The organism is Microbulbifer maximicatervae (SeqCode), assembly GCF_056231245.1.
Genome location: NZ_CP174334.1, coordinates 2,036,839 through 2,048,635, shown reverse-complemented (window position 1 = coordinate 2,048,635; position 11,797 = coordinate 2,036,839). Strand labels below are relative to the sequence as shown.

Genomic DNA, 11,797 nt, shown 5'->3' with positions numbered 1-11,797 from the left:
GCTGAATTCTTGGAGCACGCTGATATTTCTGGTGGGTACGCGTGTGTCGCTTAGGTCCTCAATCTAGTACATGACTCCCAAAATCATGTACTACTAAATATCCACCTCAACCGGCGGTTCTGATGACGCAGGCCATACCAGTCCAGCTCTTGTTACTAGGAGCAATAATACAAAAGACATCTCCAATGCGAGAAATATACCAATAGGGTGATTAGGAACTCCACGTATCATTAGGTAGAACAAATAGCTCGTAGTAAGCAAATTTACCGCGAGAGTAACGTTGAGGGCACGGCGACGTTCTTGCCAGAGTGGCTTACAGAGCAGGAGGTTCAACACCGCCGTGCCGGCGAGCATCACACCGGGTAACATCAACAACAAGCGACGGGCTAAACCAGTCCCATCGCTGGTTACCAAAGGCCAGATGGCAACAAAGTGGCCCTGGGCTCCAAGGAAGAGGAACAGCCCCAGAACCACAGTGCCACAGGCGGCAAGGCGATAAAGTGCATTGCGTTGCAAAGCGGGCTTTGATCTAGAAGCCAACATCACGCTCCCCCACGGTGGCTAGGCCACATTCGTAGGCGAATACGACTGCCTGCGCACGATCGCGCACCTCCAATTTTGACAGCAAACTGGAAACGTGGGTTTTCACGGTAGCAGGGCCAATAAATAGGGTCTCGGCAATCTCTGCATTACTCTTGCCTGCGGCGATGGCTTCCAGTACTTCACGCTCCCGGGTGGTCAGGCGCTCCAGCCGCTTTGCCAGGTTGCGCCCAGTTCCCAGTTTCTGTGCGAACTGGCTTATCAAGCGTTGGGTGATGCCCGGTGCGAGCATGGCACCGCCCTCTGCTACGGTGCGCACTGCCTGTACCAGCGCCTCTGGGGGAATGTCCTTGAGCACAAAGCCACTGGCGCCAGCCCGCAGCGCACGAAACACGTATTCATCAGGATCGAACGTGGTCAAAATAATGACACGGCAAGTTGCATCACTAGCTTCCAGGATGCGCGCTGTGGATTCCAGCCCGTCCATCTCCGGCATACGGATATCCATTAGGATGATATCCGGCTGGTACACTCGCGCGGCTTCAATCGCCTCGACGCCGGTACCGGCCTCGGCGACCACCTCGATATCGGGCTGGTTATCCAGAATCAGGGCAAAACCGCGTCGCACCAAAGCCTGGTCGTCCACTACCATCACTCGCAACATTATGTTTTCACCATTCCTGTAGGTAGTTGTGCATATAACTCAAAACCGCCACCATCGACTACACCCGCATACAGATAGCCACCGAGCAGTTCCGCGCGCTCGCGCATTCCCGCGATGCCGTGCCCACCGCCTGGCTGCCCATCAATAGCTATTTCCCTCATGGGCCGCTCGCCGTGAGTATTTCCATCATCGCGCACTCGAATTGTGAGCGTGCCGTGATCTGCGCGCACACTCACTTGCACTCGCGCTGCAGCACCGACGTGCTTGATGACATTGGTGAGGGATTCCTGAACGATGCGATAGGCGGCGAGCGCGACGCTGGTTGGCACTTTCTCCAGTGCACCGTTGGCCTCATAGTCAACCTGGATTAACACCTGTCGGACCTTTTCAATCAGATCTGGCAAATCGCCGAGTTCTGGTTGCGGGGTGAGCGCAGTGTCGTTATTAGTCGGTCGCAGTACACCGAGTAAATGACGCATTTCTGCCATGGCCTGACGGCCAGCCGCCTCTACAGAAGCCATAGCCTCATTAGCAGCTTGCGGGTTATTGCGGCTGATAGCCCTGGCGGCACCGGCCTGCACAGTCATAAGACTCACTTGGTGCGCCACCACATCATGCATCTCACGGGCGATTCGAGTGCGCTCGGCTACAACTGCGCGCTCGGATTCGGCATTGCGCTCGCGCTCCAAATACTTGGCCCTCTCTTCCAACAAGCGCAGATATTCACCGCGAAAGCGCAGCCGGCGGCCGATATACCACAGCGCCCATACCAGCATCACCGTTACTGTGCCTGCTGCAGTTGGCTGAACCGGAATACCCTGGTCAAGCGCCACAAAAACCAGCGTCGCGATAACGCCAAAAAAGCTGGCCCGGGTATTGGCCTCGTAACGACCGAGGCTATACAGCGAAATCGCCATAGCCACGATGCCATCTGCCGGCAAACCCAGCTCCAGCAATATTGTTGCGCCGAGAATAACGGCCTGTACCTGCCAAGGGTGGGTGCGACGCCACAACAGAGCGAAGGAGCCAACGAATGCACACTGGAAAGCAATAACATCCCACAGGCTCTGCATGGATAGCACTTCGGGGGAGCCGTTGCGCGACCACATCAAAAGCGTCAGCAAGAACATAAGCAACGCAATAAACAAGTCGGTCAGGTGCGGCCATCGCTCAAACGGCCCACGTAAGGGCCGCCACATAGGGAGCTTGGGCAGTTCCGTGCTGGCATTGGGCGGATTCGGCGCAGGCGTACTTAGGGACGAAGATTTCATTTCCGCATGCTAAACCAGGGGCAACCAGCTGTCATGGGACTTTCGGGGGAGATGGATACGGCAAACTCTCCACCTTTTGGGGGAGTTCGATTCCTGCCTGCGGCCGATGTGCGTAGGTCTGAAAAAGCAGAACATGTCCGGCAAGCACATTAAGACCCAATACGGACCATAATCGCCTGGAGAACCCCATGAACGACGCTGTACTCAGCCAAACACTACCGCGACCATTCGATACCCGGCGGGCTGTTAACCTGTCGGTAAAAACCTGGTTCTGCATCGCGGCTATCGGCCATGCGATCTTCTTCGCCTATATCCTGGCCGTCTTCTACCCACCCATTGCCGAATCAGGAGTGCACGGCTTGAAAGGGATCCACCTACCGGCAGGCTTCCGCGAGGGAGATATATTAGGCAACCTGGCTTCGGTGAGCCACGTGCTATTGGCCGCGATTGTCATCGGCGGTGGTCCACTTCAGCTGATCCCTTCGGTGCGGCGCCATGCCCCTAACTTCCACCGCTGGCTGGGACGCAGCTATCTGCTGACCGCTGTCATCGCCAGTATTGCGGGGCTCTACATGACCTGGACGCGGCACACTTTTGGCAACCTGGTGTCGCAGATCAGCATTACAATGGACGGCATACTGATTCTGTTATTTGCCTTTCTGGCAGTGAAGACTGCGTTGGCCAGACGCATTGCTGAGCACCGCCGCTGGGCCTTGCGTCTTTTTATGGCAGCAAGTGCAGTGTGGTTTTTTCGTGTAGCCTTGATGGGCTGGGCAATGCTAACCGGCGGCTGGGGGATTGACTGGAAATCCTTTACCGGGCCTTTCCTATATGCACTGGGCTTCGGCCAATACCTGCTCCCACTGGCCATGCTGGAATGGTATTTTCACTGTCAAAAGCGTGGAGCCGCACAGGGTACCCAGATTGCGTTTGTCAGTACACTAGTGCCGCTGACCGTGTTTATGGCCATTGGTATTTTTGCTGCTACGATGGGAATGTGGCTGCCACGGATCTAAGGCTACCTGGGCTGGTTATCGTGAACTTCTTGTGCTGATTTGGCTTTAGAGGTTCACGACTTGGAAATCCCGCTCTGAGCGAAGAATTAGAAACTAGAGTACTAAATTAATTTTGGCACTATGCATTTGTGTGATCCGAGGAGTTACCTCGTACTGACAGCTCGGCACCCACCTTCCCCTATTCTACACCCTCAAGCTATTTTAGATGCCTGTTAGCCTGGCTCTCACTTCCATAAGTGCGAACCCTAAAAGATTAAGGCCTTTCCAATCGTTAGGATTTTCTGACGCAGAATGATCTTGGGCCAGACCAATGCCCCATATTCTATCTACTGAACTAGCCTCAACTAATACTCTGTTTTCAGTACTAAGCAAAAATTGCTTGAGATAACATTTTGAGAGAATTTGGCTAGAGCAGCATTTACCACAAACTTAAAAGGAATGAGAAGCAGGGAATGGCAAGAGATGTAGGCGATGATTATCGTGCTGACTTCAACATAACCAGCCACAGGTAAAAAATAATACAGGTTCAGTAAAAGCCATGTAAATGGCTAGGACGAGATTTATATCCTGGTTGGCTGGCACTACCGCACGATATAGTGCGATCACCAGCTACCCTGGATAATCATTTGGTTAATATAGGATATTAAAGTCTCTCTTTGTGTGACTGTCGCCCATACGCAAGTAGTATAGAAACCACTCCTCTATAAAGAGTTTAGCTTTAAAACTGATCACTTCCGCCCACTTAGCAAGGGCAAGTTCAACTGGAACTTGCCAAACATCACTCAACCCCCCTAAAGGCTATGCCACCACCAACCGCTACCAGAGCAAATTGTAACCGGTCCTGTGGAGCCCCGTATTTTGTGGCCAAAACAACTTCAATGATCTTGTTATGGACTTACCGGAGGCTCCGAACTTTGAATGTTACTGGTATTAAGTTAAAAATTGATCTTCCCATCTTCACCCAAAATTAAATGCTCTAGGACTTGATCTTTTGACAATTTACTCTTTCTCTGTGTATCAATCTCTCGCTGCTCCAGCATTTTAGCTCGAGGTGTTTTCCCAAGATCTTCGGTAGCCCCATCGCTACCAGGAATGTTTATATATGGATCGCCGGACCAAAGCTCAGCATCAAGCAAATCTTCCTGGCTCGCACACCCTATCCCACACACAGCCATAAAAACAGCTATTATAAAAATCAATTTTTTACTCATAACCTCCAGACCTCTACACAATGCATAATCGCAAATATCAGTAGATCGATCGCGGCATGGCCTGGTTATGTATTTGGTGAGATACAAAAAAACAAAACCAACTTCCATATGCCAACTACCATTAGAACAGCATATTCTATCTTGATTAGAACATAATTCAGAGAGATTTTTCCAAGCCCCATAGCTTTATCATAAATGAAACCCTAAAGCACCAAACTAGTAAGAGGCAAATATCTGGTACAATCGCTCCATCAGATGCGGTGGCAGCAGAAAGTAATCTAGTAAAAGTTGACTCCTAAATACCTTACCCCCCACCATGAAGGGGTCCTTGTGCGCACCAAACCTGATCAATAAGCAGGCAGGGTCAATTAAGATGACATATAGATAATCTGACTCTAAAGACTCTCTATTTCTGAGCCACTTAAATTTCTAAAAGTTGGAGAATTTATGTCAGAGCTATCGGCGTACGTTTAATTTTTTTCATGACGAACAGCCCACTTTCTTGTTGCCAGCACTACTCGGTTTTTCCGTCGCCATTATTATCGTTATCTTTCAAGCGACTCCTATCAGGGCAGGGTAAGAAATAGCGTAAGGATACTCTTGGGTGCAGATTTTGTGGAGAACTATCAAACTATTCACAGACTTACTGTATCGCGCCAATATAAAGGTCAGTGTATTTTTGGCTTGCCCTTACACGCTAATGGGCTATGATGTTTGAGGGATAGTGGAGTGTCACGTTTCTACTTTAATTTTAGATAGCCCTATATCCGCTACATTCAAATACGGTACGTAATCGAGACTGCTCACTAGAGATTGCCACTGCATATTTCACATTTAATTAATGTATAATCCGAAACACTATTTGCGCCTACGTCTGAAAAGTTAAGGAGTCTTTGGATTACTGCTCTATAAATATTTTAGGTTCAATATTAGCCATACAGTGTAAAGCCAAAATTAAGGTGCATAAAACTTCTTTACTGGGCACTCATAATTTGGGCGCAACCATGCAAGAGGGCATATATGTTTACTCAACCTTCTTCTTTAATTAAAAAAATACTTATAGGTAATCGCAGCTGGGAATGGGTGCCCATCTTAGTTGCACGCGTATCTCTGGGGCTATTTTTTTCAGTATCTGGGTATAACAAACTATTCGATCCTGAGAAACATGCAGACCTTATTAACTTGATGAGCGAAATAGGAATGCCCTTCCATAAATTTATGGCGCTGGTTTTAGCCTCTATAGAGTTCTTCGGAGGATTACTTTTAATTATGGGCCTACTATCAACACTTGCTGCCATTATCCTATCCATTGTAATGATTGTTGCTATTGCCACAGTTGAAATCGAACACGCCATCCCTAAAGGCATTGGACCACTAGACTGGATGAGCTGGTTTCTTTATTTACCCCAAGTTTTGTATATTATTTTATTTATATGGTTAATAACTACTGGTCCCGGCCGATTTAGCTTAGATCATCTAATTGCCGATAAGTTGGGCCTCAACAGAACAGCTAAATAAAACAGACAGATTTGTAGGTCTGGAAGATGGGTATTGAATTGCTGTCAGTATTAGCGAAACCCTTACCTTTACTCTTAATCAGAATTTGCAAATTCCCGAAAACATGCAATTTTAAACACTCGTAAAACGCACCTTAAAGACTAACAAGCAGAAGAAAAATCAGGGAAACTAGCGAACACCTAACCAATCTTGTATTGCAAGCATTAATTCTTATATTTTAGAATCCAATATCCTTGGGCCACATATTGAGAGTCTCGATCTGAGTATACAATTAGCTTTGTCTCTAATTTGCAGCCATTCATGGAGTACAATACACTATCCATCTCTAGAAGGGGAAAATTCATAACCATCTATATTTCACTTAAAATATAGTACGCTGCTGTAGTAAGCTCCACTTCCAGCAGCACATATTAAGAGCCTGTCTCCAGCACTAGAGTTTCACAGTCATATTTTCCTCACTAAACTCCGGTATAACCTGATCCCTAAATAAACATGAGTAAGAATTGCCCCAATACTCAGAGCAGCATTCGCAACAGTATTTTGATATAGGTGGACACTCTCCTTTCAAGCACTATCAGTTATTAGAATTGGTCTACACTAATCCAGATCAGACTGACCCACTTACCACTACTTAATTGTAGGGGGATACTTAGTGCGGAACGACTTAAATTTAGTGGAACATGTTGTAGTGCCCAGGGAAAATCAAATGGAAAATCAACCTTCCGTAAGAAGTACTCGATTTTGGTTATGGATTTCGATTCTTATTTTTGCTGCCTCCAACGCAGTCGTTGCGAAAATTGGGGAACTGGGTGCCAGCCACCCCATTAATGGAAACAACCCTATCTCTTTTTGCAACCTCTTGTTCGCTGGAAATCTCTTGGCGGGTATCACCCTTTTAATTATCTATAGAAAAGATTGGCGCCTCAGCATCTTAAAGCAGTATCCTTTCAAAGACTGGTTTTACATGTTCGTGCTTATTTTGATGTCTGGAGTTCTTGCCCCCGCTTTCTTCTTTATTGCTCTGATGCTCACAGAAGTGACCAATGTCGTTTTAATTGCAACTCTAGATGCTCCCTTGGGACTTTTGTTCGCTTATCTGATGTTCCGGGAGAGGCCTACCGCATTCTCAATAGTGGGAGCCCTTGTGGTAACGGTTGGCGTTATTGCAATTTTTGTCCTACACCAACCCCCGATGGAAGATCCAATGAGTATGAAAATGCTCAATCTTGGAAATCCAGCCATGAACCAATTTCTTCAAGACCTCCCCAAAGCTGGAGAAATTTTAACCGCTTTAGCCACACTCTTAGGGGTCATTGCGGTTCAGGCAAGCCGGAAACTGCTTGATCGGGTCCCTATTGGCGTCTTTTCAACTTTCCGTATGCTTGCGGGAGCGATACTCTTTTCGGTCATTGTCCTCTCTGTATTTGGCCCCCACCACTTTGACGACCTATTCTCTCCCTTCCTCTGGGTGTGGATGCTTGTATACGGGGCAATCATTATTGTCCTTGGGCAGATCACCTGGTTTAAAGGACTCCAAGGAGGGGCGAGCTCTGCTGATATCTCTATCGCCACAGCCATTACTCCCGTAGCCGGTACTTTCTTCGCCTTTCTTATCCTGCAAGAGGTTCCCAACTTCGCTCAAATTATTGGGGGTATCATTATTATGTCCGGAATAGGTATCTCATTACTCGGCCAATATCGCGAGCAAAAAGCCATCGAAATGAAGTATGAAAAACCATGCTCTTTTAAAGGGGTATAGAGCTTTCCAGGCAAAATAGCAATAAAGTCGATAAATCATCTTTTTTTACAATATGGAGTCATAGGTGGCGATGTACTCTTTGCAAGGCTACGTAGTGAATTCTGCGCAAAATCAAAGCTCAAAGTTACTACTATCGCATATGGTGAGAGAAATCTGTGTACGCATGTGGGTATAGCCAATAAAGATTAGTGAGAAATTACTCTTGTAAGGGGGTAGATTTATCTTATTCTATGTATCTATACCTGCCAATCCAAATTATATTGCAAGAAATCTTAAGCTAAGGCTTAAAAAGATAAATACCTAAATGTATTAACTAAAATCTGATAATCTACTTCCCAGATTGTCAATATAGGAGACACACGCCTACCCGCCAAAAATTACAACGGACACAAGTAATTTAGCACCTTCCATGGACGAAAATTTATACGGAATACTGCATCATCAATACATATTTTGAATATCTTGCCAATATTCACACCTTTTGGAGAAAAGATCTCTCCAAGCCATTCGTATTTTTGTTCAACCCACGCTCCTAAAGAGGATTAGGCTTCACAAATATGCTTGGGAACAGTATTGCTTAGATGATAATTGATTTTCACCTTCATAGATAAATCGAACTTGATGTACTTATATGCTCCTTGTCACCTCTGTAACACAATATCTCGAGCCGAATAGTTCTATCCATTAAGAACTTCGATCCGGTATCGTTCTTTCAAAGTTAGTTAGTTGGTAAGGGCTCCTATAAGGTTTCTGGATTGTTAGTGCGGATTCTAACCAGCCAGCAGATCTCCTTCGCTATCTCCATCTATGTCGGCTATTGCATGAACCTAGGAATAAAACAGGCAGTTTATAGCGTTGTTCTCACTCCATCATCTTTTTCATACACCAGTTAGCTTTGTAAGTGACAGCCATATACTGTGCAAGCTGAAAAACTCCGATGAACCTGGGGGCAAGGAGGATCTGCGTGGAGTCAAGAATCGGACGGCAAGTAATCGATGTCTGGCATCAACACTGGCAACATCGTTTTAGTTTCCAATAGGTAAGTTCGTAATGTTTGTCATGTCGATAGTGAGGCCAACAAAAGTCATTGAATTAGTGAAATCGGAAAAGTGCATCGAAGCACAGTTCCCCGCTGCCGTATATTTTAAGAGGTTAAGCCAAATTAAAGCCTTTCTGAAACAGCACCTTCTTGCAAGCTTTAATGTATTCCATAGTGGATCAACGAGAAAGTTGTATTTATATACACGTAAGTATAACTTAGCAAGAGAGGTAGTTAGGTCTCATTTTACAGGCTTCTTGGTTTACCCCTCAAAATAATGCACACCTACTTACAACTTAACAACCAATATAGTGCACACCTATTTGCCACAGTCAAATTCGCAGTTTAGATGAGCCTATGTACACACTACCGAAATTGCTCTTCAGAATAGGAAAGAAGTCACTCAAAAATATCAAAAAACCCTCTTTAGGCTTACCCGTAAAACTGTATAATTTACAGTAAGAAAGCAGGACAAAAACTTATGGTTTCGTTAAGTGACCTTCACAGAAAAAAAGATACTGAACCAGATAGAAAATTTATTGAGGCTTTAGCTCGTGGGTTGGATGTACTCCGAGCCTTTCAACCTGGTGATGGCTTCCTGGGTAATATGGAGATCGCCCAGCGCACTGGCCTGCCCCGCTCCAGTGTTTCCAGGCTGACTTATACCCTGACCAAATTAGGCTATCTTACCTACTCTGATCGAATGGAGAAATATCAGCTGGGTAGTGGCGTCCTGGCTCTTGGTTATGCTTTTGTCTCAAATCTCACAGTCAGGCAGGTAGCCAAGCCTTTAATGCAGGATCTAGCTAATTCTACCGGTACCGCTGTTGGTCTCTCTGATCGGGACCGGCTGGATATGATTTTTGTCGAGTTCTGTGCTCCTGCAAATGTCACAACTTTTCGCCATGAAATCGGTAATCGCGTACCCATAGCTTCCAGCGGCTCCGGGCGAGCTTTTTTGGCAGCACTCCCTCAAGAAGAACGGGAATATTTTTATGGCTACCTGGAGAAAAAAGCTGGTGATCAATGGCCAACGATCAAAGCCGGTATTGAAGAAGCGGTCACCAGCTACCAGCAGCGCGGCTTCTGCTGCTCTTTTGGCGAGTGGAATCGCGATGTCAACGGTATCGCGGTACCTCTCTCTTTAAGCCAAGGTCATATTTACACTTTTAATGCTGGCGGACCTGCTTTTAGACTTAACCCGGAATACTTAGAAAATGAAGTAGCTCCTCTGTTGAAAAACCTGGTAGGCAATATCGAAGCTATGTTAATCCGATATTAGTCGACTCAAACTCCAGATCTTCTCAATCAGTACAGCTACAGTTTGAAACGCAGTAGAAAGTTGAAAATTTTATCAAATCTTTGGCCATAAGGTGGTCGTAAAGGCACCGCCGCTGACTTTTTGGCTTGTGTAAAGATCGGTCGTAATTTTGAGAATTCCAAAAAACCCTCATAAGCGTGATATTGCCCCATGCCACTCGCCCCAATACCACCAAAGGGCAAGTCTGCCTGGGAGACATGCATCGCGCAGTCATTGATACAAACACCTCCAGACATTGTGCTTTTGATAATCTTTTCCTGAACATCTCCGCTAGAACTGAAAATATATAATGCTAAAGGCCTATCTTTACTATTTATGTAATCTATCGTATCAGACAGATTCCTATACGTAAGAATAGGTAAAATAGGGCCAAATATCTCCTCGCGTAGCAGACTCATGTCTTCTGTCGGGTTTAACACTAAGGTGGGAGCAATTTTTTGCAAACCTTTATTGTTTTCAACATCTAATAACGGCAGAACTGTAGCCCCTTTCTCCAGAGCATCCGTTAGACAAGTATTCAGCCTATTAAACGCCTTTTCATCAACAATCGAAGTATAATCTTCTGAATTTAAAGATGGATACCATTTGGGTACAAGTCTCTTAGCCGATTCCAAGAATCCTGAAAGTTTTTCTTCAGGAATCAATAAATAATCTGGAGCTACACAAGTTTGGCCCGCATTGAAGAATTTTGAGCTCAAAATACGTTCCGCAGCAATATTTTCATCAAAGTCGCCACATATTATGGCTGGAGACTTACCTCCCAGTTCTAGTGTCACAGGAGTTAGGTGATCCGCAGCTCTCCGCATTACCACTTTTCCTACTTTGCCAGATCCAGTAAAGATCATGTGATCATATGCCTGGGCTGTAAACTCCGTAGCGCTCACTCCAGGAAGAATAGCTACCAGATCCTCTGAAAAGAATCTATTAAATAACTGATGTAATAATGCAGAAAGGGCACGCGAGTTAGCAGCCATCTTGATCATACAGCGATTCCCTGCGGATATCGCACTCACCAAGGGCCCAACAGATAGAAGTAGTGGGTAATTCCAGGGGGTAACAATAGCAACCACCCCTTTTGGTTGAGGTAATACGCGATTTTTTACTCCTCGAAGTAGCAAAGGCACATGACGTTTCTGAATTTTCATCCACTTTTTTAAGCGCTTACGAGTGTAACGAATCTCCTCGATACACCCATAGATCTCTGCAATTTTAGTTTCCTGGATGGCACGATTACCAAAATCCTCGCTTATTGCCTTTGCTATGGATTTCTGGTTTTCCAGGATCAATTGCTCTAATTTTTTTAAACTTTCCAGACGCTCCTGAAGACTCGGGTAGGGGCTCCTATTAAATGCATCCTTTTGAAGTTTAAAAACACTCTCTACTTTACCTATGCTCACAGATCTGGTGTGCTCGACAACTTTTTCCATGTGTGTGCCCTCGCAAAGTGGCAAGTAGAGA

At 45.9% G+C, this 11,797-nt stretch carries 10 protein-coding genes; 4 read left to right on the top strand and 6 right to left on the bottom strand.

Annotated elements, in window-relative coordinates; all coding sequences use genetic code 11:
- Positions 1 to 93 precede the first annotated feature (93 nt).
- From ACJJIS_RS08870 to ACJJIS_RS08860, 3 genes are read right to left on the bottom strand one after another with little or no spacing between them, the layout of a single operon-like run.
- Entirely contained in the window at positions 94 to 543 is a 450-nt protein-coding gene (locus ACJJIS_RS08870) for a hypothetical protein (protein ID WP_475710041.1), read from the bottom strand.
- Positions 530 to 1,204: a response regulator gene (locus ACJJIS_RS08865; RefSeq protein ID WP_444897063.1), complete on the bottom strand. Its 675-nt coding sequence runs from the start codon at positions 1,202 to 1,204 to the stop codon at positions 530 to 532. Before ACJJIS_RS08865 ends, ACJJIS_RS08870 begins: the two co-directional genes overlap by 14 nt.
- Positions 1,204 to 2,475, bottom strand: coding sequence for a sensor histidine kinase (locus tag ACJJIS_RS08860; RefSeq protein ID WP_475710040.1), 1,272 nt, complete (start codon positions 2,473 to 2,475; stop codon positions 1,204 to 1,206). The genes ACJJIS_RS08865 and ACJJIS_RS08860 overlap by 1 nt, the downstream gene beginning before the upstream one ends.
- 188 nt (positions 2,476 to 2,663) lie before the next feature.
- Between ACJJIS_RS08860 and ACJJIS_RS08855 the strand changes: the two genes are divergently transcribed.
- Complete coding sequence (locus ACJJIS_RS08855; RefSeq protein WP_475710039.1) at positions 2,664 to 3,491, top strand: DUF2306 domain-containing protein; 828 nt, start codon at positions 2,664 to 2,666, stop codon at positions 3,489 to 3,491.
- A gap of 201 nt (positions 3,492 to 3,692) precedes the next feature.
- Here the strand turns inward: ACJJIS_RS08855 and ACJJIS_RS08850 are convergent, their stop codons facing one another.
- Complete coding sequence (locus ACJJIS_RS08850; protein ID WP_475710346.1) at positions 3,693 to 3,893, bottom strand: NADAR domain-containing protein; 201 nt, start codon at positions 3,891 to 3,893, stop codon at positions 3,693 to 3,695.
- A 533-nt stretch (positions 3,894 to 4,426) separates the two neighbouring features.
- On the bottom strand, positions 4,427 to 4,702 hold the full coding sequence (locus ACJJIS_RS08845) for a hypothetical protein (RefSeq protein ID WP_444941940.1): 276 nt from the start codon (positions 4,700 to 4,702) through the stop codon (positions 4,427 to 4,429).
- Positions 4,703 to 5,722: 1,020 nt separating this feature from the next.
- Here ACJJIS_RS08845 and ACJJIS_RS08840 point away from each other — a divergent pair.
- From ACJJIS_RS08840 to ACJJIS_RS08830, 3 genes are all read left to right on the top strand, one after another.
- A complete protein-coding gene (locus ACJJIS_RS08840; protein WP_475710038.1) occupies positions 5,723 to 6,220 on the top strand; it encodes a DoxX family protein in 498 nt (165 codons plus the stop codon).
- 706 nt (positions 6,221 to 6,926) lie between these two features.
- Positions 6,927 to 7,979, top strand: coding sequence for a DMT family transporter (locus tag ACJJIS_RS08835; protein ID WP_444941942.1), 1,053 nt, complete (start codon positions 6,927 to 6,929; stop codon positions 7,977 to 7,979).
- 1,520 nt (positions 7,980 to 9,499) lie between these two features.
- Positions 9,500 to 10,300 carry an IclR family transcriptional regulator gene (locus tag ACJJIS_RS08830; protein WP_475710037.1) on the top strand — a complete coding sequence of 267 codons (801 nt, stop codon included), beginning with the start codon at positions 9,500 to 9,502 and terminating at the stop codon, positions 10,298 to 10,300.
- Between the two features lie 35 nt (positions 10,301 to 10,335).
- Here the strand turns inward: ACJJIS_RS08830 and ACJJIS_RS08825 are convergent, their stop codons facing one another.
- Positions 10,336 to 11,766 (bottom strand): coniferyl aldehyde dehydrogenase, encoded by a 1,431-nt coding sequence (locus ACJJIS_RS08825; protein WP_444913233.1) that lies wholly within the window; start codon positions 11,764 to 11,766, stop codon positions 10,336 to 10,338.
- Between the last annotated feature and the right edge of the window lie 31 nt (positions 11,767 to 11,797).

Coding starts and splice junctions, on each gene's coding strand:
- ACJJIS_RS08870 (WP_475710041.1), bottom strand. CDS start 543: ATGTTGGCTTCTAGATCAAAGCCCGCTTTGCAACGCAATGCACTTTAT.
- ACJJIS_RS08865 (WP_444897063.1), bottom strand. CDS start 1,204: ATGTTGCGAGTGATGGTAGTGGACGACCAGGCTTTGGTGCGACGCGGT.
- ACJJIS_RS08860 (WP_475710040.1), bottom strand. CDS start 2,475: ATGAAATCTTCGTCCCTAAGTACGCCTGCGCCGAATCCGCCCAATGCC.
- ACJJIS_RS08855 (WP_475710039.1), top strand. CDS start 2,664: ATGAACGACGCTGTACTCAGCCAAACACTACCGCGACCATTCGATACC.
- ACJJIS_RS08845 (WP_444941940.1), bottom strand. CDS start 4,702: ATGAGTAAAAAATTGATTTTTATAATAGCTGTTTTTATGGCTGTGTGT.
- ACJJIS_RS08840 (WP_475710038.1), top strand. CDS start 5,723: ATGTTTACTCAACCTTCTTCTTTAATTAAAAAAATACTTATAGGTAAT.
- ACJJIS_RS08835 (WP_444941942.1), top strand. CDS start 6,927: ATGGAAAATCAACCTTCCGTAAGAAGTACTCGATTTTGGTTATGGATT.
- ACJJIS_RS08830 (WP_475710037.1), top strand. CDS start 9,500: ATGGTTTCGTTAAGTGACCTTCACAGAAAAAAAGATACTGAACCAGAT.
- ACJJIS_RS08825 (WP_444913233.1), bottom strand. CDS start 11,766: ATGGAAAAAGTTGTCGAGCACACCAGATCTGTGAGCATAGGTAAAGTA.